General features: G+C 68.8%; 8 protein-coding genes. 2 read left to right on the top strand and 6 right to left on the bottom strand.

The annotated features are described in order from the left end of the window. The first annotated feature begins 78 nt into the window (after positions 1-78). Complete coding sequence (locus tag KO481_RS40985) at positions 79-861, top strand: TetR/AcrR family transcriptional regulator (protein ID WP_215923960.1); 783 nt, start codon at positions 79-81, stop codon at positions 859-861. Here KO481_RS40985 and KO481_RS40980 read toward each other — a convergent pair. Both KO481_RS40980 and KO481_RS40975 read right to left on the bottom strand, forming a co-directional pair. Beyond that, entirely contained in the window at positions 824-1,192 is a 369-nt protein-coding gene (locus KO481_RS40980) for an SDR family NAD(P)-dependent oxidoreductase (protein WP_215923959.1), read from the bottom strand. The genes KO481_RS40985 and KO481_RS40980 overlap by 38 nt on opposite strands. Continuing rightward, entirely contained in the window at positions 1,185-2,201 is a 1,017-nt protein-coding gene (locus tag KO481_RS40975; RefSeq protein WP_215923958.1) for a zinc-dependent alcohol dehydrogenase family protein, read from the bottom strand. The genes KO481_RS40980 and KO481_RS40975 overlap by 8 nt, the downstream gene beginning before the upstream one ends. A 198-nt stretch (positions 2,202-2,399) precedes the next feature. Between KO481_RS40975 and KO481_RS40970 the strand changes: the two genes are divergently transcribed. Continuing rightward, entirely contained in the window at positions 2,400-2,798 is a 399-nt protein-coding gene (locus KO481_RS40970) for a hypothetical protein (RefSeq protein WP_215923957.1), read from the top strand. Positions 2,799-2,820: 22 nt separating this feature from the next. On the opposite strand, the gene KO481_RS40965 is transcribed toward KO481_RS40970, so the two are convergent. The 4 genes from KO481_RS40965 to KO481_RS44610 are packed head-to-tail and all read right to left on the bottom strand — an operon-like array spanning position 2,821 to position 25,910. After that, complete coding sequence (locus tag KO481_RS40965; protein WP_215923956.1) at positions 2,821-10,401, bottom strand: non-ribosomal peptide synthetase; 7,581 nt, start codon at positions 10,399-10,401, stop codon at positions 2,821-2,823. Further along, positions 10,398-20,783 (bottom strand): non-ribosomal peptide synthetase, encoded by a 10,386-nt coding sequence (locus KO481_RS40960; RefSeq protein WP_215923955.1) that lies wholly within the window; start codon positions 20,781-20,783, stop codon positions 10,398-10,400. Before KO481_RS40960 ends, KO481_RS40965 begins: the two co-directional genes overlap by 4 nt. Next, complete coding sequence (locus KO481_RS40955) at positions 20,770-21,615, bottom strand: 3-hydroxyacyl-CoA dehydrogenase family protein (protein ID WP_215923954.1); 846 nt, start codon at positions 21,613-21,615, stop codon at positions 20,770-20,772. The genes KO481_RS40960 and KO481_RS40955 overlap by 14 nt, the downstream gene beginning before the upstream one ends. Further along, entirely contained in the window at positions 21,612-25,910 is a 4,299-nt protein-coding gene (locus KO481_RS44610; protein WP_308166977.1) for a condensation domain-containing protein, read from the bottom strand. The genes KO481_RS40955 and KO481_RS44610 overlap by 4 nt, the downstream gene beginning before the upstream one ends. Between the last annotated feature and the right edge of the window lie 2 nt (positions 25,911-25,912).

The raw sequence follows: 25,912 nt of genomic DNA, 5'->3' as shown, positions 1-25,912 counted from the left end.
TCTCCCATCCATAGAACGTACAGTGTACCGTACGACGTACGTTAGCGTATGGCAGAGATAGCGCCAGGTGGAGGGAGAATGTTCCCCGTGACAGCACAGAAAGACGCCCCGGCGGATCCCGCGCGCACTCTCGCGCTGCTGTGGGGCCTGCATCCGAAGCCGGGACGCAAGGGCCTCAGCGTCGGGGTGATCGTCGCCGCCGGGATCGACTTGGCCGACTCCGAAGGCCTCGACGCCGTGTCCATGCGTCGGGTCGCCGACAGGCTCGGCGTTGGCGCTATGTCGCTCTATACCCATGTGCCCGGCAAGACCGATCTCTTCGACCTCATGCACGACGCGGTGCTCGCCGACCTCTACCGAGATCCCGACGAGCCGGCGCGGACCGTCGGCGGGTGGCGCGCCGCGATGGAACTTATCGCCGAACGCAACTGGAGTCTCTACCAGCGCCATCCGTGGATGCTCGACCTCGTCGGTAGCCGGCCGGTACTCGGACCGAACACCACCATCAAATACGAGACCGAACTGCGCCCACTCGAGGGCATCGGCCTCACCGACATCGAAATGGATTCCGTTCTGACACTGGTCATAACCCACGTGATCGGCACCGCACGCCTGTCGGCAGGCACCTCGAATACCGACCCGACCGACCCGCAATGGTGGGACATCGTCGGTCCGATCCTGCAAAGACTCATCGACCCCAACAAGTTCCCCGTGTCATCCCGGGTGGGGTCGGCGGCGGGCAGCGAGCACAACGCGGCGATCAGCCCGACACACGCGCTGAGCTTCGGCCTGGACCGGATCCTCGACGGCGTCGCCGATCTCATCACCCATCGCCGAACCGCACCGCAACACACGCCCTGACATCGGCACTAACGGCATTCGGCTGCTCCTCCACCCGTCCCCCCGCGGTGATACCGGCGCTGCGGATGAGGACATCCAGCCGGTCGAACGCCACTGTGGCGGCCGTCAGGGCCGGGTGGTCGGCTAGGTCGACCGGCCATGGTTGTGCGCCAGGCAATTCCCGGACTATCGGCGCCACCGCCGCCGCAGTGCGCACCCCGAGGTGGAGACTGTACGTCGGCGCGAGCCTGCGGGCAATGGCCGCACCGATCCCGCGGCTGGCCCCGGTGATCAGGGCCCGCCGCCGCTCAGAGCCCTGGTCAACCGACACGTCGACACGAACGTCATTCATGGGTGATGACGATCTTGCCGAACCCCTGACCCGACCGGCAGTATCGCAGCGCCTGGGGCACCTCGTCGAATCCGAACACCCGGTCGATCACCGGACGCAGACGATGCGCCTCGACCGCGCGGTTGAGGGCGAGGAAATGGGCGCGACTCCCGGTGGCCACGCAACGCACGATCGCGCCGGACTTGAACAAGCTTGCCGGCTCGATCGGTTGCGCCCCCGCGGCGCCGGAGACCCAGTATCCGACGAAGGCGATCTCTCCTCGCGCCGCGACCGCCTGCAGCGACTGTCCGAGCGGACCGGTGGCGTCGACCACCCGATCGGCGCCGCGATCACCGGTCAGCGCGCGCACCTCCTGCCACCACTGCGAGTTTCGCCGATAGTCGATCACCGCGTCCGCGCCCAGTGCGGTGAGCTTGTCCGCCTTCTCCGCACTCGAGGTGGTCACCACGACCCGCGCACCCGCCAGCTTGGCGAACTGTAGTGCGAAGGTCGACACCGCACCGGACCCGAGAGTCAGCACCGTCTCACCGCTGCGCAGCGGCCGGCCCTCCGTGAGTGCGTTCCACGCGGTCACCGCGGACAACGGCAACGTCGCCGCTTCCGCATACGACAGGTGCTCGGGAATCGGGACAACGCCGTCCTCGTCCAGTACCGCGTATTCGGTGAGCAGGCCATCGAGCATTGTGCCCAGCTGTGCCGCGTTGTCCCGGCTGAACGGGCCATCGATCCACCGGGGGAACACCGCCCCCGCCACCCGGTCGCCGACAGCGACCCGGCTGACCCGGCTACCCACCGCGACGACCTCGCCCGTGCCCTCGCAGCCCAGGACGACTCCGGGCCGGACCGGCAGCGGGTAGTCGCCCGCGACGACCTGCAGGTCGCGGTAGCCTACCGAGTTCGCCGCGACCCTGACTACGACCTGATCCGGGTCCGGCGTCGGTTCATCGTGTTCGCGCAGCACTACACCGTCGATACCCGCGCCCGGCGCGGTCAGCTGATAGCTCTTCATGACCACGATCCTGGGGAGACCGGACATGATCGACAATTCCCGCGAGGGAATAGCTGCACGGCTGACAGCACGGTATATCCGATCACATGGATCCCACGCTGGGTGACCTGCTGCGGCACAGCCGGAAGGTCAGAAGCTGGAGCCAGCTGGACCGGGCGGAACGCTGCGGGATACGCCTCGGCCGCTGCGGAATCCTCGTTGAACGAGGCGCTGCGGCATCCGGTCGGCGCGGCGCTCCACGACATCCTCTCCGGCCGCATGCCCTGGCCCGCCGTGGTTGTCGGCCCGTATGGCCGGATGATCGCAGCGAATCCCGCGGTCGAGGTGTTCTTCCTCGATGTCGCGCGCCCGACCTGCTGGAACCGCCGATCAACATCCTGCGGCTGCTGGTCCACCCCCGCCGGGACCGCGCGCCTTCTCGGCGACTACAACGACGGCATCGTAGCGTCACAATTCCTGTGGTGCACCGCGACGACTGCGGGCACAGCGGGTGGCGAGAACGGCTTCACCTACGGACTGCTGTGCGCGAACGAAATGCGTGCCGCCGACGATGCCAGGTGTAAGGTCTCCGCAATCGCGATGAACCGGTATCCGTGACCCACACTTCGATCCCACCCTTCTAGACACCACCACCGCCGAACGACACGCGCACAACAGACTCACGCTCAGCCGAGCCGACAGGTGCGTCGGGTTCGGCGCATATCGCCGCCAGCGCATTGGTCATGGCGGCGATGACGGACTCGACCGTCGATTGGTCGAAAAGTTCAGCAGCGTAAACCAGCTCACCGCGGATTCCGGCGCATTCCCCGTCGGCGTGGTATTCCTCCCGCAGATTCAGCAATAGCTCGAACGGGGTTCGGTGCACCGCTACCGGTCGAGGCTGGATCGCCAATCCGTCCGGGGTCGTGCCGATGTCGAATCCACGCAGGTAGGTCACCATCACCTGGAACAGTGGATGATGGGTCCGGGAGCGTCGCGGGTTCACCAGTTCGACAAGGCGATCGAAGGGAAACTCCTTGTTCTCGTATGCGCCGAGAACACGCTCGCGGACCTGATGGACCAGTTCGCGATGGGTGGGCGCGCCCGACAGGTCGACGCGGACCACCGCCGTGTCGACCAGGCACCCGACGACATCTTGCAGACCGGCCGAATCGCGTCCACTCAACGCCACCCCGACGGGCAGATCGGTGCCCGCGCCGTGACCGTTCAGCGCTATGGCGAGTGCAGTGTGTATCAGCATGTAGATGCTCACCCGGCAGTCGAGGGCGGTCCGGGCGAGCTCGCAGTGGGTGTCGGCGTCGACGAGAACGGGGACCGCGGCCGCCGTATTCGACCGCCGCTCGGCGCGGGGCCGGTCGACGGGAAGCATCGGTTGTTCCGGCACGCCGTCGAGCATGGTGTGCCAGTACCGCGTCTGCTGCTCGAGTACGTGGGTATCCGGGCCCAGCAGGTGCCGCAGCCATATGGAGTAATCCGCGAACTGCGTTGCCGGACTGGGCCATTCCGGAACCAGGCCGACGGCCCGCGCCTGGTAGGCGATCAGGAGATCACGCTGGAGAATCCCCATGGATTCGCCGTCGCCCGCAATGTGGTGGACCACCCCGAACAAGACGTGATGCTCGGGGCCCAACCGGTACAGGCGGATACGCAGCGGCGGCCGCACCGTCAGGTCGAATCCGTGCCGCATCTCGGTTTCCATCGCCCGGTCGACACTGTCGATACCATCGGCCTCGACGATGCGGAAATCCGGCTGCGCCGACCCGATCGGCAGAATCCGCTGCACCGGGCCGTCGACCGCATAGGGCAGTGCGGTGCGCAGGATTTCGTGCCGAGCGACCAGATCGCCGACCGCCGCCGTGACCGCCGCCGTGTCGAGCGGTCCGCGGATGTCGAGAGCGGTCGCGATCAGGTAGTCGGGTTGTTGCCCGCCGAGATAGTTCACCGTCCACAGGCGCAGCTGCGCGGGCGAAAGCGGGATCGGGTCGGTGCGGGGAATCGGTGTGAAACCGGGACGCGCAGTCCCCGTGCCGCCGCGCCGATCGAACGCCTGCTCCAGTGCGGCAATCGTCGGTGACTCGAACAGATCGCGCAACGATACCGCGACGCCGAGTGACGGGCGTAGGGCAGCGACCACGCGGATCGCGGACAGTGAGTTGCCGCCGTGCGCGAAGAAGTCGTCGGTGACGCCGAACTCCCGGCCGCCGAGCGCCTCGGCGAAGGCTGCCGCGATGACCTGCTGACGCGGGGTGCGCGCGGGAACGGGATCGGTTCCGGGCGGCATCGGTAGCGCGCCGATATCGACCTTGCCCATGGCGGTCAACGGCAGTTCGTCGACCCGCACGATCACCGACGGCACCAGGTAGGAGGGCAGGCTCGCGGCCAGCCGCGTCCGCAATGCCGCGGTGTCGGCCCCGTCAGGCCCGACGACGTGCGCGACCAGCGACTGCCCGCTGCCGGCCCGCCGCACCGTGACTATCGCCGCGATGACGCCGGGCTCGCGTCGAATCGCCGCCTCCACCTCCCCGGGTTCGACCCGGAATCCATTGATCTTCAACTGTCGGTCGGCGCGGCCGAGGAAATGCAGCAGCCCGCCCGTATCCCATCGGCCGAGGTCACCCGTGCGGTACATGCGGGCACCGGGCGGTCCGTACGGGTCGGCCACGAACCGTTCCGCGGTGGCGGCCGGAGCCCGGTGGTAGCCGTTGGCGAGTCCCGCACCGGACAGGTAGATCTCCCCGGACACACCGGAGGGCACCGGCCGCAGCGCCGAATCGAGCACTGTGACGCGAGTGTTGTCGGCCGGACGTCCGATGGGGACGGGACGTTCGGGCGACGCATCGTCGGGGATCGAAAAGGCTACCGCGAAGCTCGTCGCCTCGACAGGTCCGTACAGGTTCCGCACCGTCGGCGGGTCATCGCCGCGACGCACGGCCACCGCGGCCCGCGGCGACAGCACGTCCCCGACGACCGCGAGTTTCGGCAGGCGGCCGAGCTCGTCCGGAGCCTGCTCCGCAAACAGGTGGAACAGGCCCGCCGACAACAGCATCGAGGTGACACGTCCGGCGCGCAGCACGCGCGCGTAGTCGTGGACATCGAGCACGCCGGGCCGCGCGAGCACCACGGTGCGACCGGCCAGCAGCGGCAGCCACAGCTCGTATACGACCATGTCCCACGTGTGCGGCAGATGCATCAGCACCCGTTCGTGCCCGTCGCCATGGCCGACACGATCGTGCGCCCGGGCCACGATATTGCGATGGGTCACCTCGACGCCCTTCGGCGCTCCGGTCGACCCGGATGTGAACATCACCGTCGCGACCGCGTCGGGCGCGATGGCGATACCCAGGTCACTGTCATCGTCGGTCGTCGCGGCCATGCCGTCGAGATCGTCCAGCACCAGTTCGGTTCGTGTGAAACGCAGCAGACGCCGCACGTGTGCGGGCGGATAACGGTCGCTGAGCGGTACGCACACCGCCCCGAGTTTGTAGACGGCGAGGAACGCGACCACGAGATCGACCGAGCGCGGCAGGGCGATGCCGACCGGAACTTCCGGTCCGGCGCCGCGATCCCGGAGCCACCGCGCGACGCGATTGGCACGGGCGTTCAATTCCGTGTAGGTGATCTCCAGACCGTCGGACCAGATCGCGACACGCTGCGGGCACCGTCGCACAACCGATTCGAAACAGTCGGCGATGCTGCCGTTTTCGATATCGGTGCGGACGCCGTGTCCGGTAGTCAGCAGCTCGATCTGTCGCTCGACCAGGACGACTCGCCCGACCAACGGCTGCTGTGGTGCGGCGAGCGCCTCGCAGGCGGCCAGCATGCGCGCCCACAGGTCGCCCGCATCGGCGAGGCAGTCGATGCGGGCGAACTGCACACCGATCCGGAAGGTCAACTCGCCGCCGCTGGGGACGATGACCACCGTGAGCGGAAAATGCGTTCCACCACGGACTTCGACGGATGCCACCGCGAAGTCCGCGTCCGGGTCGTCGAGTAGGCCGGTGTCGACGGGGAAATTCTCGAAGACGAGTGAGGTGTCGAACAGGTCGGTCTCCCCCACCCCGGACACGATGTCGGGCAGTCCGAGATGGTCGTGCTCCATCAGTTCCGCGCGCCCGGTCTGGATCCGAACGGCCAGGTCGAGCGGCGACTCCGCCGGAACCAATCGCACGCGCAGGGGCACGGTGTTCATGAGCAACCCGACAACGTGTTCCATCTCGGCGCCCGCTCGGCCGGATACGGTGATACCGAAGACGACGTCATCGCTGCCGGTCAGGTTCGACAGGACCATCGCCCACATGGCCTGCATCAGCGAGTTGAGCGTCAGCCCGCGTTCGGCGGCCCGTTCGCGCAGCGCGGTGACCAGGGCGTCCCGCATTCGAAATGTGTGTTCTTCGGGCCGCTGCCACGGCTGCCGGTCCGCCCGCGCCACCTTGCTCGGTTCGGCGCCGTCGAGCGCAGTCGCCCAGGCCCGGCGGGCGCTGTCGCGATCCTGCGCTGCGGACCATTCCAGGAACCGGCGCAACGGTGTCGCGGACGGCAGCTCGATGCCGCGATAGCCGATCAGCAACTCGCGCAACAGGATTGCCAGCGACCAGCCGTCGAGCAGCGCGTGGTGGCAGGTGAGCACCAAAGTAGAGCGTCGCGCCTCGGTGCGGATCAGGGTGACCGTGAGCAGCGGCGCCACGAGCGGATCGATCCGGGCGTCCGCCGCGCGCACCCGGTCGACGGCGCGTTCTCTCTCGTCAGCCGTCGCGGCGACGAGATCAACTACCCGCCACGGTAATTCGAGGTCTTCGTGAATCTCGTACCGCGGCTGCGCGCTGTCGTCGATGACGAAGGACCCCATCAGATGCGGGTGCCGCGAGAGTACCGATCGCAGGGCGGCGCGTAGCCGATCTCCGTCGACCGCGCCGTCCAATTCCATTGCGCACTGGACGAGATAGGGGTCCTGGCCGTCACCTTCGTAGAGGGAATGGAACAGCAGGCCGGACTGCAATGGTGTCGCGGGTAGGAACTGGCGGCCATCACCCGTTGGGGTCGCGGTGATCGCGACCGCGGACTCGGCTACCGGCCCAGCGGTGCCGACTGTGCACGCGAGCGTGCGCACAGTCTGGTGTTCGAATACATCCCGGGGCGAGATGGCGAGTCCGGCCGCCCGCGCCCGATCCGCCAGCCGGACGGCCAGAATGCTGTCACCGCCGACGGCGAAGAAGCCGTCGTCGATGCCGATGCCGTCATGTCCGAGCACATCGACGAACAGTGCATGCAGCCGCGCCTCGATATCGGTGCGTGGTGGCACGGCGGTAGCGCGTGCGGCGCCGTTCGTGGCGATGTCACGCAGCCGCCGGTCGTCGATTTTGCCGTTGGGTGTCATCGGGATGGTGTCGACGGCAATGATCGCGGATGGAACCGCGTGCACGGGAAGCAGTTTGGTGATGCCGGTGCGAGTGGTGTCGACGTCGACGCGGTCCCCCGTGACGAAGGCGACGAGCCTGCGGTCACCGGGCCGGTATTCGACGGTCAGCACCGCCGCCGCATGCACCGCCGGTTGTCCGCACAGGGCGGCCTCGATTTCACCGGGCTCGATCCGGAAACCACGCACCTTGACCTGCCGATCCGCCCGACCGAGGTATTCGAGCGTGCCGGTGCCGGTCCAGCGCGCCAGATCCCCGCTGCGGTACATGACGGTGCCGGGCGCGCCGAACGGGTCGGCGGTGAACCGTGCCGCGGTGCGGCCGGGCTGGTGCAGGTACCCTGCGGCGACGCCGGGTCCAGTGACGTAGAGCTCGCCCGGGATGCCCGGCGGGCACGCGCACAGCGTCGCGTCGAGTACATACACGGACTGGTCCGGTAGCGGTATGCCGATATCGCCTGCGGATGGGTTGCACGCCAAGGGCGTTCCGGTGGTGAACACCGTTGTCTCGGTGATGCCGTACATATTGACCAGACGCGTCCGCTCCGGATCGCGTCGCGACCACCAGGCCGCCAGCCGCCACGGCTCCACCGGTTCGCCGCCGAAGATCACATAGCGCAGCGACAGCCCGTCGCCGGCGGTGGGCATGCCCGCCAGGGCGTCGACCAGCATCCCGAATGCCGACGGAGTCTGGTTCAGCACCGTAACCCGTTGCGCCACCAGCAGATCCAAGAAGTCGCGCGGTGAACGTGCCACTTCGGCGTCGACAACGACGAGCTTGCCACCGTGGCACAGGGCACCCCAGATCTCCCACACCGAGAAGTCGAAGGCGGTGGAATGAAACAGGGTCCACACGTCGTCTGCGCCGAACCCGAACCACCGCTGTGCCGAGGTGAGCAGCCGTACGACGTTCGTGTGCGTGACCACCACACCCTTGGGCCGATCGGTGGTGCCGGAGGTGTGAATGACATAGGAGGGGTGTAGCGCTGACGGGCGGGCCGCGGGCTCGGTCGCGGTAACCTGTGACTGAGCTCCGATCCGCAAAACGGGCACCGTCGAGACCGAATCCGGAAGGGTAGTTTCCCCTCCGGTGACGATCAACGAGGGGGCCGCATCCACGACGATGGCCCGCAGGCGTTGCTCCGGATAGCCGGGGTCGAGCGGAACGTAGGCGGCACCGGCCCGCAGCACGGCGACCATGGCGACGACGAGATCCAGGGACCGGGGCAGCGCGAGGCCCACGAATTCCCCAACGCCCACACCGTATCCGGCGATGAGCTCGGCCAATCCCCGGCTGCGCCGGTCCAGTTCGGCATAGGTGAGCGACTCGGCGCCGGAAACGACGGCGGTGGCGTCGCAGCGTTCGGTGACGGTCCGCTCGAACCAGTCGACGAGCGTCTCCGGCAGTTCCGCGGCGGGGGCGGGCGCTGGATCTTCTGGGAAGGATCGAAGAGCCGGCTCCGGCGGTGTTCGAAGCGCCGTGTCCGGCAGTGTTCGAAGGCGGCCGACTGGAAGATCCTCCGGAGCCGCGGCTATGGCCGCGATCGTCGCGGTGAGCCGTCGATGGTGCGCGGCCAGATCGCGCTCGGAGTACCGGAGCGTGCTGGATTCCAGTACGAGGGGCAGGACCGGCTCGCCGTTGTCGTATACGCCGATCGTCAGGTCGTCGGAGCGGCCGGCCGAGAGGTGGCGCAGCGTAGCGGTTTCGGCGCCGAAGCGGAGGTCCTTCTGCATGGGCAGCACATTGATCGTGGGGCCGACGACACCGCCGCCGATACCGCCCGCCCGGAGGTCGGCGAGCATATCGGCCTGCTGGTACCGCTGGTGGCGCAGGACGATCAAGGATTCGGCACGCACCGCGCCGACGAGTTCGCCGACGGATGCGGAGGGGTCGACCGGTATGCGCAGCGGGACGATATTCGCGGTAACACCGAGCGCGGTGCGGGAGCGTTTCGCTGGCACGGCGAGGCCGAGCGTGACCATGCGTGCGCCCGAATCCGCGTGTAGCAGCAGGGCGATCGCGGCGAATACCCAAGCCGGCCACGCGGTTCCGGACACGTCCGCACAGGCTCGGAGGGCAGACCACGCCGGTGCGTCGAGCGCTCCTACGTGCCTGATGTACCGGGGCCCATCGACCATCGCCGGGATCCCGGCGAACAGCGGCGCATCGTCCGGCCCTGGAACCGCGAGCCGTTGCGCCCAGAACTGCCGGTCGTCGGCGAACCGGGCGGAGGCGCGGTAGCGAATGTCCTCCGCCACCAAGGCTTCCACCCGGTCGAACACCGATTCCGTCACCGGCCGACCGGTGACCAACGCGGTGTAGGTGTCGGCGACCCGTTTGACCATGGCGGCCGAGGCGGCGCCGTCGAGAACCGCGTGATGCGATCGGACGAACCACGCCGTGCCCGCGGTGCCCAGATCGATCAGGTGATGTTCGAACAGCGGGGCGCGGCACAGGTCGAAGGGCCGGTCGAGCGCCGCGTACATGAAACGTACCGCCTCGCCGTGCGGGTCGGCCGCATCGCGAAAACTGTTGCGGTGCAGAGGCCAATCGGCCACATCCGCGAGGATCTGCACAACCTCGCCCTCGGCATCGGTGTCGAATTGCACCCGCATCGTCTCGGCGCCGGCCACGACGATGCGCAGCGCCCGCTCGAACGCCACCTCGTCGACCGTGCCGTGGATGTGCACATACCCGCCGATCACGAACCGTCGCCCGGTGTCGTCGAGTTGCTGGGCGACCCATACGTGTTGCTGCGCTTTGGTCAGCGGCCAGCTCGATGTCATCGCAGCTCCTCGATGGTGGCATCCGGGTCTCGCAGGAACGCGGCGAGCAGGTTCCGCAGTTCCGCGCCGAGCGTGGCCACCTGTGTTTCGTCGAAAAGGTCACGCAGGTAAGCGAATCGGACGGTCAGCGAGCTACCCGGATCGATAATGAGGGTCAGCGGATAGTGCACGGCGTCGTGGATTTCGACGCCGGTACCGGTGAGGCCGCCGACCGTGGCGGCCACCGCGGCGAGCTGCTCGGTATCGACCGGAAAGGACTCGTACACCAGCGCCGTGTCGAACAGTACGTCCCGCAGCCCGGCGGCGGTATGGATATCCGTCAGGCCGAGGTGGTGGTGCTCGATCAGTTCCGCCTGCTCGGCCTGCACCGCACGCATCAGCGCCGCAGCGGGCATGCCCGATGCGAAGCGCACCCGCACCGGCACGGTGTTGATACACAGTCCGACAACGGATTCGACGCCTGGCAGTGCGGCCGGACGGCCCGAAACGATCGCGCCGAACACCACATCCGCGCGGCCGAGCCTGCGCCCCAGCAGGATTGCCCACGCGACCTGCAGCACCGTATTAACCGTGATCCCGAGTGCCATCGCGGTCGCGCCGAGCGTGGCGGTGGCGTCCGAGTCGAGTGTCCACCGGTATTCCGCGATGGTGGTAGCGATTTCCCGGGTGCGGGCCGCCGGAACGATCAGTGTCGGCGCGGGCACTCCATCCAGCACCCGCCGCCATACCGTCGCGGCCGCCGTCGCGTCGCGGTCGTGGTTCCACGCGAGGTAGGCGCGGAACGATCCCCCGGGCCGCGGCAGCGGATCGTCGGAGGCGTAGAGCGCCATGAGATCTCGCAACACCAACGGCACCGACCAGCCGTCGAGCAAAAGGTGGTGGTAGGTCGCGATCAACACGTATGCCGCGTCCCCGACGCGGGCGAGGGTGAATTTCATCAGCGGCGGCCTGGCCGGGTCGAACCAGTGCGCGCGATCCCGGGCGAGGAGTTCGGACAGGTCGCCTCCCACACGCAGATCCGCCTGGCACCACGGGAGTTCGACTGTCTCCGGCACCACCTGCCGGGGCAGGCCGGTGCCGTCGGCCGCGAATGCCGCGCGCAGATTCGGATACCGGCGCAGTATTTCCCGCGCGGCTCGATGCAGCCGATCGCCGTCGACCCCCCCGCCGATACGCAGCACCGCCTGCACGTTGTAGACGTCGACGGCGGTGCGAGCGGACGGCAGCGGCTCTGCGAGCATGGCGTGCAGGTACAGCCCCGGCTGCAGCGGCGCGAGCGGCCACACATCGGTGAGCCGTCCGTAGGCGCGCTCCCACCGGGTGATATCGGCGCCGCTCACCCGGACCAGCGGGAAGTCCGAGGGCGTGTGCCCACCCGCGTGCGCGGTTTTCGCGTGGGCAGTGATCGCGCCGAGCGCGCTCACCCACAGGTCGGCCAGCTCCGACACCTCGGCGCCGTCGAGAAGTGTTTCGGGATAGGCGAATCCGGCGTGGAGCCGGGAGCCGGTCACGATGGCGTTGATATCGATCGCGGCGGCCGCAGGCAGGTCGGGGTCCGGAGCGGCGGGCGTCGTGAGCAGTCCGGCACCGCGATCGTCGACGCGCCCTAGATAGTTGAAGCTGATCTGTCCGGGCATCGGTTTCGGCAGCAGTTCCGCGGTCTCGGGGTTCAGGTAGCGCAGCAGTCCGTAGCCGATCCCGTGATCGGGGATGGCGCGCAACTGTTCCTTGACCGCCTTGATCGCCGCTCCGGCTGCGTCGCTACCGGCCAGCGCCGCCGCCGCGTAGATATCGGTGAGGTCCAGCCGAACGGGGTAGAGCGAGGTGCACCACCCAACCGTGCGGGACAGATCGGCGCCCGTCACGATCTGTTCCTCGCGGCCGTGGCCCTCCAGCCGGAGCAGGGACACCGGCGCGTTCTCACCCCGCCGTGCCCGCCAAACCACCAGCGCGACGGCCAGCGCTGATATCAGGATCTCGTCGACACCGGCGTGGAACAGGCCGGGTACGGTCCGAATGAGCGCCTCGGTGACCACTTCGTCCACGGTGACATCCACCGTCGCGATGCGCGAGGCGACATCGATGCCGGGGTCGAGGGGCCGGGACCCGAGCAGCGGATCCGGTGTCGCGCAGATGCGCTGCCACAGACCGAGCTCGGTGGTCCGGCTCGGATCACGCGCGGCGTCGACCAGGGCGTACGACCACCGGCGCATGGAGGTGCCGGGCGGCTCGAGTTGCGGCGGTGCACCGTTCGCGCTCGCGTGCATGGCCGCGAGCAGATCGGGAATGAGGATTCGCCATGACACACCGTCCACGGCGATGTGGTGTGCGCAAATGATCAGTCGGCCGGGCACATCCGGGCGCTGCGGATCCAGCCAGACGAACTGCACCATGACACCCGTCGCCGGGTCGAGGCGGTCCGACGCGGCGTCGACCTCCGCCGCAGCGACCGCCCGCAGGGCGTCGAAATCATCGATTTCGCAGCGGCGCAACAACTCTGCCGGATCGGCCGTACCCGGCGACAAGGTCTCCAGCCGCCACTCACCCGCACCGTCACGGAACAGCCGACTACGCAGCATGTCGTGCCGGTCGACGACCGCCGCGACCGCGGATATCACAGTGCCGCGGTCGATGCCGAGGGGAAGCTCGATGGTGAGCGTCTGGTTGAGGCGGCGGAAGGTGCCGCCGCGTTCGGTCAACCAGCGCACGACGGGTGTGAGCGACAGCTCGCCGACACCGCCGCCGGGCAGTTCCGGCAGGCGCCGCACCTCGGCACCGGAGTCCGCCGGCTGTGCCGCGGCGGCGATCGCGGCCACTGTGCGGTGCTCGAAGACGTCTTTCGGCGTGACGTGCAGACCCTTGGTCCGTGCCCGGGAGGCGAGCTGAATCGATGTGATGCTGTCCCCGCCGAGCGCGAAGAACGAGTCGTCCACACCCGCCCGGTCGACGCCGAGCACCTCGGCGAACACATCAGCGATCGCCCGCTCGGCTGGGGTGCGCGGTGCCTGAGCCGACCGCGCCCGGAAGACCGGATCGGGTAGCGCCGCACGGTCCAGTTTGCCGTTGAGGGTCAGCGGCAGCGCATCGATCAGCACCACGGCGGCGGGTCGCATATACGTCGGAACACGCTGCGCGACAAATGTTTCCAGCGCCACGGGATCGAGTGTCGTATCCGGTGTGGGTACCGCGTACGCGATAAGTCGCGCCGCCGCCCCCTCGGCGCGGGCTACGACGGCAGCGTGCGCCACCGAATCGTGTTCGAGCAGTGCGGCCTCGATCTCGGCCGGTTCGATCCGGTAGCCGCGGATCTTCACCTGTTCGTCGCCGCGCCCGAGGTATTCGAGGTGTCCGTCGGCGTTCCAGCGCGCCAGGTCGCCGGTGCGGTACATGCGGGTGCCCGGCGTGCCGAACGGGTCGGCCACATAGCGGCCCGCTGTCGTCGCCGAGCGCGTATGGTAGCCGCGCGCGATCTGGTACCCGGCGAGGTAGAGCTCGCCCGCCGCGCCGACCGGTGCCGGGCGCAGCCGCGAATCCAGCACGCGGACGGTCGTTCCCGGTAGGCCACGACCGATGACACTGGCCCGCGCCGACCGGGCGCGTTCGTGATCCACCGCCGAGTGCGTGTTATACACCGTGGCCTCGGTGATGCCGTACAGATTCGAGATCCGTGTCATGGTGGCCGGGCGGGCGTCGTACCATGCGCGCAGCCTGCGCAGGTCGAGTGCCTCGCCGGCGAGCACGATGTGCCGCAGCGCGGATCCGGCGGCAAGGCTCTCGTTGTCGAGCAGCGTGTAGAACGCCGACGGTGTCTGACTGAGCACCGTAACCCCTTCTTGCGCAAGCACTTCACCGAACTCCGCCGGTGAGCGCGTCACGGCGGAATCCACGACAACGAGCGTGCCACCGCTCGCCAGCGCACCCCACATCTCCCATACCGAGACGTCGAAGGCGTAGGAGTGGAACATCGTCCATACGTCGTCGTGGTCGACGTCGAGTACTGAGCGGGTGGCGGCGAGCATCGCGACGACATTGCGGTGCGTCACGCACACGCCCTTCGGCTGTCCCGTCGAACCGGAGGTGTACATCACATAGGCGATGTTGTCCGGGCTCGGTGCCGCGGGCGCGATATCGGGGGGCACCAGACCGTCCGCATCGTCCAGTACCAGGCACGGCAGATCATCGGTGGACAGTGCGGCGCGGTCGGCCATCGTCGTGACGACGCAGACCGGATTCGTCTCGGCGAGTATGAATTCCATGCGCCGCGCGGGATTGTCGAGGTCGAGCGGAAGGTAGCCCGCCCCGGATCGCAACACGCCGAGCAGCGCCACGATCAACTCGACCGAACGCGAAACGGCCACGGCGACCAGCGATTCGGCCTCGACCCCGCGGGCGGTGAGGGCGCGCGACAGCTCAGCGGAGGCATGGTCGAGCTCACCGTAGGTCAGTGCGCGGGATCCGTGCCGGACAGCGACGCCATCCGGTCGAGCGGCCGCCTGCGCCAGGAAGAGGTCGACGAGGGTGGCGTCGGGCACTGTTGCGGGCCGCTGCCAGCGCTCCAGCACCAGATTTCGTTCCGCCGCATCGAGCGGATCGATATCGGCCACCGTGATATCCGGATTCTCGGCGATCGCAAGCAGCACCCGCACCAGGCGCTCACCCAACCGGGCCACGGTCGCCTCGTCGAGGAGGTCCGGACGCCAGCTTGCCAGGATGTGCAGCTGGTCGCGCTGCCGGACGGTGAGCGTCAGCGCATAGTGGGTTGCCTCCCGGGACCGCAAGCCGGTGATGGTCATATCGGCGCTCGTGGCGGCGTCCGCGCGCAGCCGCGCCGCATCGAAGGGATACGACTCGACGACCAGTAGCGTGTCGAACAGGCCGCGTTCATCGCCTTCGCCCTGTGAAACGATGTCGGGAAGCCCCACATGGTGGTGCGACGCCAGCTCGAACTGTTCGCGCTGCACGCGGCGGAGTAGCGATCCCGCGGCTTCTTCCGGAATCAGCCGAACCCGGGCCGGGACGGTATTGATGAACAGCCCGACCATGGATTCGACACCTGCGAGGTCGGCGGGGCGACCCGATACGGTGGTACCGAAAACCACATCCGCCCGATCGGTCATGCGTGCCAGCAGGATTGCCCACGCTGCCTGCAGCACGGTGTTCACCGTAACCTCGAACTCGGTCGCGAGGCGGGAAAGCCGTTGCGTCCGTGTCTCGTCCAACGTGATCTCGTGTTCCAGGGGCAAGACAGCGGGTGCGCGCACGGGTGCATCGCCGGCCAGCAGCGTCGGCTCCCCCACACCGGACAGCGCCTCCGCCCAGGCCCGCCGGGATGCCGACTTGTCCTGCCGGGCGAGCCATTCCACGTACTGGCGATAGGGACGTGGCGATTCACCGGTGAAACCGGCATAGCCGGCGACGATCTCGCGCAGCAGCAGCGGTATGGACCAGCCGTCGAGCAGCAGGTGGTGAAAGGTGACGACCAGCTGGGTGCGGTGGGCGCCGACGCGGGCCAGCAGGAACCGCAGCAGTGGTGGCCGCGTGAGATCGAACGGCGTCGCGCGTTCGGTGTCGAGCACGCGGTCGAGCTCCCCGTCCGGTGCCTCGGTCAGGTCCATCTCGTGCCACGGCAGTGCCACCTCGTCGGTAACGAGCTGGATGGGAGTGCCGTCCCGGTCGACGTCGAATGCGGCGCGCAGGTTCGGGTGCCGCTCGAGCACAGCCGCGGCGGCCGACCGGAGCCGGACGGCGTCGACCGCGCCGTCCAGGGTCAGTACCAGTTGCACTGTATAGACGTCCACCGCGCCTGGATCGAACATGGCGTGGAACATCATTCCGGCCTGCAGCGGCGAGACCGGCCACACCTCGGTCAGCGCGGGATACCGCGCCTCCCACGTCTCGATATCGCCCTGGGTGAGGGTGACCAGCGGGAAGTCGGACGGCGTGCCCCCGCCGCGTGTGCGTGGATCCCGGGCATGCCTGGCCACAGCGGCCAGCGCGTCGCGCCACAGGTGAATCAGCTCCCCACCCGCCGCGTCGGTGAACAGCGTGCGCGCGTAGCCGATGCTGCTCCTGAGCCGGTTACCGACGACGATGGCATCCACTTCGACGGCGCCGAGCGCGCCGCGCTGGGCATCGGGGCGGATCGGCAGCATGGCGTACTCGGGTGCGGGCAGCCAGCCGATTCCGGCCAGCTCCTCCGGAAGGTCGACGCCGGTGATGTGTCCGAAGTAGTTGAACGAGATCTCCCCCGGCTCCTTGCGCGGCAGCGCCCCCGCCGTCTCCTCGTTCAAATATCTGAGCAGGCCGTACCCGAAACCATTGTCGGGCGTGGACCGCAGCTGCTCCTTGACGGCCTTGAGGGCGGCGCCCATGGCGGGGCCGCCGGCGAAGGCATCGTCGATATCCACCCCCGTCAGATCGAGTCGCGCCGGGACGATCGAGGTGAACCAGCCGGTGGTGCGGGACAGATCCGCGCCTGGCACCGCGTCCTGCTCACGTCCGTGGCCTTCGAGCCGCAGCAGCACCGACCGCTCGCCTTCGCCGCGTCGCGACCGCCAACGGATGACCGCGAGCGCGAGCGCCGTCAACAGCGCATCCGCCACCCGAGCGCGGTAGCGGCCGGGTATCGCGGTGATGAGCGCGGCGGTGTCACGTTCATCGAGTTCGATCGGGGTGTGCGCCACATCGGCGGCGAGATCCCGGTGCGGGTCGAACGGCCGGTCACCAAAGGCGGGATCCGGCCCATCGACTATTTCGCGCCAGACCGGCAGCTCCGCGACCCGGGCTTCGTGCCGCGCGGCATCGACCAGCGCGTGCGCCCACGCTCGCATGGATGTTCCGACGCCGGGCAGCGCGGGTGTGCTCCCCGCCGAGACGGCCGCCCACGCGGAGACGAAGTCGGGCAGCAGGATTCGCCACGAGACGCCGTCGACGGCAATGTGGTGCGCGGCGATGATGAGCAGGCCGGGTGATCTACGCGGCTCGGGGGTGAGCCAGACGAACCGCAGGACCGCGCCGGTCGCCGGGTCGATCCGGTCGACCGCGGCATTCAGTTCGGCGGTGGCCAGCGCCGTGAGCTCGGCACCTGCGAGGTCGGCGTCGTAGACGACATGACCGATCAACGAGTCGACATCGACGCTGCCGGGCGGCGCGACCATCAGATGCCACTCGCCCGTGTCATCGCGGTAGAGCTGCGATCGCAGCATGTCGTGGTGGTCGACGACGGCGGAAATGGTGGAAACCAATGTGCCGCGGTCGATTCCGTCAGGCATCTCGAGCGTGATCGACTGGCAGAAGCGGTTGAAGTCGCCGCCGCGCTCGACCAGGAAGCGAATCACCGGCGTGAGGGGCAGCTCTCCGACGCCACCGCCCGGCAGCTCGTCGAGCCGCGGTGTTTCGTCCCCGTCGGCGGCCTCGGCGACGGCCGCCAGGCGTGCGACGGTGCGATGCTCGTACACCTCCTGCGCAGTCACCGCGATGCCGCGTGCCCGCGCGCGGGACACCAGCAGGATCGACATGATGCTGTCGCCGCCGAGCGCGAAGAAGGACTCGTCGACGCCGACGGTGTCGCGGCCCAGTACCTCGGCGAAGACGGCGGCGAGTTCGCGTTCGGTCTCGGTGCGCGGCGCTCGGAAGGGCACGGGCTCGAATACGGGCGCGGGCAGCGCTTTTCGATCCACCTTGCCGGAGCGGTTCACGGGGAGGTCGGTGAGCACGACGACCGCCGACGGCACCATGTGCCGCGGCAGCACCTCGCTCAGCCGCTGCTGCACGGCCGCCCAGTCGATGCGGTGCCCGGCCGCGGGTGTCAGGTAGGCGACGAGTCGATCGCCGACCGACCCGTGGTGGACGGCCGCGACCGCCTGGGCGACGGACTCCTGCCCGGCGAGGACCGCCTCGATTTCGCCGAGTTCGATCCGGATACCGCGCAACTTGACCTGGAAATCACGGCGGCCGAGGAACTCCAGCTCCCCGTGCCCGGTGGCGCGCACGATGTCGCCGGTGCGGTACAGCCGCCGTCCCGGATTACCGAACGGGTCGGCGACGAACCGCGTGGCGGTGCGCCCGGGGCGTGCGATGTAGCCGCGAGCCAGCGCGGCGCCGCCGAGATACAGCTCGCCGGGTGCGCCTGCCGGGACCGGCCGCAGGCAAGCGTCCAGCACATACGCACGCGTATCCCAGGATGGCGCGCCGATCGGGACCGTGTCGACGTCGTGCGCGGTGACGGCGTGCCGGGTGACGGCGACGGTTGCTTCAGTGGGGCCGTAGAGGTTGTCGTATCGGGCGCCCGGCGCTACGACGGACAGCTGCGCGGCGAGGGCCGGCGTCATCGCCTCACCCGCGACGAGCACGCGGCGCACACTCGCCGCGAACGGCTCGGCCACCGCCCGCCGCTGCGCCGCGAGCGTAGACGGCGTGAATTGCACTGTGGTGACGGCATTCTCGGCGATCAGCCGCACGAGCTCGGCCGGATCTCGGTGCGCACCAGAGTCGTCGACCACGACCCGGGCGCCGACGGTGAAGGGCCACAGCACTTCCCATGCCGATACGTCGAACGACAGCGCGGTCTTGCGCAGCACGACATCGGTGCCGTCGAGTCCGTGCGTGTGCTGCATCCAGCCGAGGTGTGTGCCGAGGGCGGCATGCGTGACGCCGACGCCCTTCGGCCGTCCGGTCGACCCCGAGGTGAAAAGCACGTACGCAAGGTTTTCCGGATGGAGCGGGGCGATCCGGTCGGCATCGGTCACCGTGGCGGGTGATTCGCCGGACAGGTCGAGTTCATCGAGGTGGAGCACCTGGATGCCCGGCGGTGGGTCGAATCTGTCGCGCCGGGTCGTGAGCACGCACACCGGTCGCGTGACATCGAGTAGGTAGGCGTGGCGCTCACGGGGGTTCTCGGGGTCGAGCGGCAGGTAGGCGCCACCGGTCGCCAGTACCGCGTGTACCGCCGAGATCTGCTCTGTCGAGGGACCGATCGCCACGGCTACCAACCGCTCCGGTCCCACCCCGAGCCGGATCAGTATGCGCGCCAGCCGATTCGACGCATCATGCAGCTCCGAGTAGGACAGGCGACGTCCGGCGCCGACGAGCGCGACCGCGTCCGGCGAGCGGGAAGCCTGGTCCGCGAGCAGGGCTGCCAGCGTCACCGGCGAGACTTCCGGGCCGGCGCCCGCGAGGTATTCGCTATCGTCGGGCCCGGTGAGGCCGATGCGGCCGATCGGCGTGCGTGGCGTATGAGCGAGCCGATCCAGCAGCCCGACGATGCGGTCCCGGTGCGCCCGATGCTCTCGCGCGGCGACCGCAATGCGCCAGCCTCCTGCGACACCGTCGTCGACACATACGGTGAGCCCGTCCCCGGGCCCGAAGGACGCGGTCATCGCGGCTTCGCCGAGCCGGTCCAGTGCCGCGCCGCCGAGCATATGCAGGGCGAGCGGCCACTGCCCGTGCACCGGCGATTCGGACCAGGGCTCGTCGATATCGGAGATGTACCGGTGTCGGCGCGCCCGGCGCAGTTCCAGTCCCACTTGTTTGGCGATCGTGTCGAAACTCGCGTGCGCCGGCACCGAAATCCGCAGCGGCACCATGGTTTCGCCGTAGGCGACCGTGACCACGTACTCGCTCGTCATGGTCAGCCGGGATCCGTAGACGGCCAGTGCGGCCAGCACGACGGCGGCAGCGCCACCGCCGCAGGCGCGCGCGATCCGGGTGAGCTCCGTCGATGCCGCCACCTCGGTCCACAGTCCCGTGGTCACCGAACCGATCTCGCTGCCCGCTGGGATCGGTTCGGGCCGGGCCGTAGCGCCGAGGGACCGCTCCCAGTAGGCGCGGTCGGGGGCCCACGCACCCGACTCGCGATAACGGCGTTCGTTCTCGAGGCGGTCTGCGATAATGCCGAACGGTGGGCTCGCAGGCGGATCCGAATGCACTCCGTCCAAGACCTCGCGGACCCTCGCGAGGATCGCGAGCATTCCGGGTTCGTCGTTGATCACGTGGTGGTAGCGCTGGAACCAGCCGAGCCGGCCATCCGTGAGCCGGAACAGCACCTGCCGGTACAGCGGTCCGTGAGCGATATCCAGTGTGCGCGACCGTTCTTCCGCGAGCCACGACGCTACGAACCGGTCCGGATCGCTGCCGTCGACAACGATCACCTCGGTCGGCATGGGCATGGTTTCGTACACCCGCACGCCGGTGTCGTCGCCGCGAAATACGCTGTGCAGTAGGTGACATTCCCCCATAACGGTATCGACGGCGGCTCGCAATGCCTCCGCGTCCACCGGGCCGCTCAGCTCGAGATACAGGTCGACACAGCGATCACCGGCCGCGAGCGCCGCGCGCTGCGCATCGCTCGGTGCCCACGCGTGCACAGTTTCAGCGATAGTCATGGAACCCCCGTCCGGTCTTACGCCCGAAGTGTCCGGCGTCGACGAGTGCCGCGAGCGCGGGCGGCACGTGGTAGTGGGACGCGCCGGTCTCGCGTCGCAACACCTCGATGGTGTCGGCCACGTTGTCCAGCCCGATCAGGTCGGCGGTGCGCAGTGGACCCATGCGGTGCCCGAGGCACTGCTCGAACAGGGCATCCACCGTCGCGGCATCCGTTCCGGTGTCCAGCGTTGCGGCGGCCTCCGCGATGCTCAGCATCAGTACGCGGTTCAGAACGAAACCGGGACGGTCGCCGACGACGATCGCCTCCTTGCCGAGCGCGGCGATGAGGTCGGTTGCCTGTTTCAGGGTCTGCGGGGCGGTCTGTTCGCCGCGTACGACCTCGACCGCGGTCGTCAACGGCGCCGGATTCATGAAATGCAGGCCGAGCACCCGATCCGGTCGTTCGGTCGCGGCGGCCAATCGGGCGATCGGAATCGCGGACGTACACGACGCCAGCACAGCGTCATCGGGGCAGTGCCGGTCCAGTTCACCGAACAGCCGCTCCTTCAGCGTGGTCCGCTCGGTCGCGCACTCGATGACGAAGCCGACCGCGCTCAGCTCGTCGATCCGCTCCACCCACCGCACGCGCCCGCCGATGCCGGTTGCGGTCCGGCGATCACCACGCCCCAGCAGCAGCGCCAAGCGCACCGCCTCGCCGAGGCCACGTCGTGCGCGCTCGGCGGCACTCCGATCGGGTTCGACGACCTCGACCTGGTACCCCGCCTGCGCAAGGCACTGTGCGATACCGCTGCCCATGGTGCCCGCCCCGATCACCGCGACGATGTCGTTCATCGGGTCACCTCCGTTCCCGCGATACTCCGCAGCGTGATATCCGGCACCGGATCGTGCGGCGTCCGCTGTAGGGCGCGCAGCATCCGGAGCAGATCTCCGAGCATGTCCAGCGCGGTGGATTCGTCGAACAGTTCCGTGGCATAAGACAATTCGATGAGGGTGGAGGCACCGGTCCGCGCCAGCTCGAGCGCTAGTTCCGCCGCATCCGGGCGGCCGGTGCGATAGCGGATCGCCGCGTCGCCGCTGGTGGCCGTCGGTGTTGCCAGCGCCGCTGCGACCCGCGCGAGCAATTCGGTCCCGTCGGGTTCGTCGGCGAGGTCGATGTGGGCCGTACCCGTCGCGAGTCCGACCGAGACCTCGTCGGAACCCGAATACCAGGCCAGCAACGCAATCCACGCGCCGAGCAGCTCGGCATCGCGGGGTGCGGCGTCCAGCGGCTCACGAATGGTCGCAGTGGTGTACGGCATGGTGCCGCGCGGCCGGTCCGACGGGATTTCCAGTGCCGCCACCGGTTCCGGCGCCGTCGCGACGGTCACGAGCTCGTCGATCGGACGGTCGGCGGCCGACCCCACCAGTTCGGCGAGGATGTCGAGATAGGCGGCGGCGAAGCCCGCGGCCGTGCGCTGGGTGAACAGCTCGGTGCTGTACTCGAAACAAGCCAGCATGTCGTGGCCGTCGCTGCGATCGTAGGTGATCAGGCTGAGGTCGAATTTCGCGGTGCCAGTGGGCAATCCGCCGAACGCGTTGTGTATCGAATGCTCCAGGTCGAAGAATTCCATCTCGCCGTCCCCGATGGGATTGCCCGTGCCGGCAAGTTCCTGGTGGACGTAGAGGACATCGAAGATCGGGGTGCGGGACAGGTCGCGCTGGTCGTCGAGTGCGTTGACGACCCGTTCGAAAGGAATCTCCTGATTCTCGAGCGCTCCCAGGACGATTGCGCGCACCCGCTCGAGCAGATCAGCCACCGTCGCGGGACCGGACAGGTTGGCCCGCAGCGCGACCGTGCTGTTGAAGAAGCCGATGAGTCCTTCGAGCTCGCGGCGGGTGCGGCCGGTGGTCGGCGTGCCGATCACGATGTCGCGTTGTCCGCTGCGGCGCGCGAGCAGGACGTAAAGGCCGGTCAGCAGCACCACGAACAGCGAAACCGATGCCCGCTTCGCCATCGCGCGCAACTGCTCCAGCAACTCGGCCGACACCGTGAACGGCTCCAGATCGCCGACGAACGTCTTGCGCGGCGGTCGCGGAAAATCGGTCGGCAACTGCAGCTTCGGCACATCACGCAGCAGATGTACCCAGTATTCGAGCTCGTGCTCGAGTGCGCCCGACTCGAGCATCCCGCGATGCCAGCGCGCGTAGTCGCGGTAGCGGATCGGCAGCGGTTCGAGCGCGGCGGCCCGGCCCTCCTGCCGGGCGGCGTACAGCTGGGGAATCTCGCGGGCGAGGATGCCCGGGGTGGCGCCGTCGGTGACGCAGTGATGGCAAGTCACCTGCAGGACATGCGCCTCCGGTGACAGCGTCACCAGCAGCACCCGGACCAGCGGGTCCCGGGTCAGGTCGAATGGCGTCGAGGCGGCCTGGCGAATCAGCTCGCGGGCGGCGACGACGGGGTCGGTCGCGCCGGAAACATCGGCGACACGAAAGAATTCGCCGAGCGCCGGTCGGACCCGGACCGCGGGCAGTCCGTCGATCTCGACGAGGTTGTAGCGCAGCGGTTCGTGCCGCTCGGCGAAATCCTCGAAGGTGCCCTTGACGGCCGCGATATCGATCGCGCCCCGCAGCACATTGACGACCGGGTAGTTGTAGAGGGTGGTGTCCGGAACGAGCTGGTGGTGGAACCACATTCGCTCCTGCCCGGGCGACATGACCAGCTCGTCGGTCCGCGTGATCGGCGCAGGTCCCGGCTCGGCCGCCGCCGGGACGGCACCCGCACGCAGCAGCTCGGCGAAATCGGCGACCTTGGGGCGCTCGTAGACGTCGAGCAGCTTGGGCCGGAATCCGTAGGTCTCGGCGACGCGCTCGACCAGTTGCACGGCGATGATCGAATTACCGCCGAGGTCGAAATAGTCGTCGTCCGCACCGATTTCGGTCTCGGAGTGCAGGAGTTCGCGCAACATCACACGCAGCCATTCCGTCGCATCCTCCGGTCGTTCCGCAGTGGACCGCGGAGCAGCGGGAATCCCGACGGACGCGGCCGTGGGCAACTCGACCCAGCAGCGGGAGCCGTGCAGCGGATGTCCCGGTAGCCGCACTCGGCGGCCGTCGTCGGCGTTCACCCGCGCCCAGTCGAGGTGCACACCGCGCTCGTAGAGGCGGCCGAGGATGCCGGTCGGGCCACCCGAATCGGCTGTGCCGAACAGGATCTCCGCGTCGGGACGCCCCGGCAGGCCTTCGGCGAGCAATCGGCCCAGCATGCCGTCCGGGCTGGGGTCCACGAACACGACCGGCCCATCCCGCAACAGTGTGTCCGCCGCCGCGAGCAGTCGGGTCCGGTCCACGACGGGAGCCGCCGCGGCGGTTGCCAGTTCGTCGGGGTCGATGGGCGCCGACGATCCGAGCAAATACCGGGCCGCGAACTTCGACGCTCCCCCGCTCAGAATCGCGGCGAAACCGATCCCGCAGGCGCGCAACCGATCGTGTACCGCGATCTGGCGCGCGAGCACATCGGCGACGGCTCCCGTCGCGGGCAGCTGGGCGGGCAGCTCGGCGGGTTCGATCCCGACGGGCACCGCACCGGGCGAAAGAAGTAGGGCCACTCGCGGCGAGACCGGCTGCTCGCTGTCCGCATCGATGCCCGCGCCACGCCGCACGAGCTCATCGACGAGATCGTCGGTGCCCGTGGCACATACCGCTACGCGATATCCGTAATGCGTACGGCCGCGGCCGAGCGTGAACGCGATGTCGGCGAGATCGATTGCGCCGCCGCGCAGTGCGGTCGCCAGCTCGCGGCACAGTTCGGCAAGCGCCGCCGGGGTCCGCGCCGAAATCCCGACGAGCCGGCTACCCGGCTCCCGGGGTCGTTCGACCACCGGATCGTCGGAAGCCTCTTGTACGACACAGTGCGCGTTCGCACCGCCGAGACTGTACGAGCTGACTCCGGCGACACGCGGGCCGCTCTCGGCGGCCCACGATCGCTGTGCGGTGACCACCTCGATCCCGGCCGCGGCCAGATCGAAATCGCCGGTGGGACGGCGGAAATGCAGTGACGGATACAGGCGGCCCTCGGCGACGGTCAGCGCGGCTTTCACCAGTCCGGCGACTCCCGCGGCGTGATCGAGATGCCCGATATTGGTCTTGACCGATCCGATCGGCAGGGGCCGCGACCGTCCACCGAAGGCGCTGCGCAGGCCCTCGAGCTCGACCGCGTCGCCCAGCCGGGTGGCGGACCCGTGCGCCTCGAGGTATCCGGCGTCGCGCGGATCGACGCCCGCATTCCGCCACGCTTTCGCGATCACCCGCGCCTGGGCGGCGGCGCTGGGGGTGCTGATCGTCGCGGAGGAGTGCCCGTTGTGCAGCACGGCACTGCCGCGGATAACGGCATAGACGGGCGCGCGGTCGGCGCGCGCGCGGCCGAGCGTGGTCAGTAACAGGGCGGCGCCGCCCTCGCCGGGCACCGTGCCGTCGGCGTCTGCGTCGAAGGCCCGGCACTGTCCGCTGGGCGAGGCGAGTTCCGTCATCGTCCGGGCGGTCCATTCCGGAGATCCGTTGGCGCGCACACTGACCCCGCCCGCAAGCGCGTAATCCGCATCGCCACAGCGCAACTCGCGGCAGGCGTGGTGAACGGCGATGAGCGAGGCATTGCAGCCGCTGTCGATCGCGTAGCACGGCCCGGTCAGCCCCAGCAGATGCGCAATGCGGGCCGTGGTGCCGAAGGGCAGGTTGCCCAGCATGCTGAGCGGGCCGGGATCGACCGCCATGGCGTGGTAGGTCGGCATCGGTGCGCTGAACACCACCGCGGTCGTGGCCTCCCGGAGGGTGGCGGTCGCGTATCCGGCGTCCTCGATCGCCCGGTGCGCCAGCTCGAGGGCGATGCGCTGTTGCGGATCCATCAGCGATGCTTCGCGTTTGGACAGTTCGAAGAAGGCGTAGTCGAAGGTGTGGATGTCGGCCAGATGCCCCATGGGGAGGTAGCCGACGGTGCGGTCCAATCCGGTCGCCGCCGCGCGCGCGTCCGGCATCGGCCCGATCGAGTCCCGGCCGTCGGCGAGATTCGCGCGGAATTCGCCGAGGTTCGACGCGTCCGGAAAGCGCACTCCGATTCCGACGATCGCGATGTCGTCGTTGCTTGCTGTATTCACGA

Origin of the sequence: Nocardia albiluteola (genome assembly GCF_018860155.1) — a bacterium.
In the GTDB taxonomy this organism is placed as follows: domain Bacteria; phylum Actinomycetota; class Actinomycetes; order Mycobacteriales; family Mycobacteriaceae; genus Nocardia; species Nocardia albiluteola.
The sequence above is the reverse complement of the archived record's forward strand: the minus strand, read 5'-3'. Positions and strand labels throughout refer to the sequence as shown.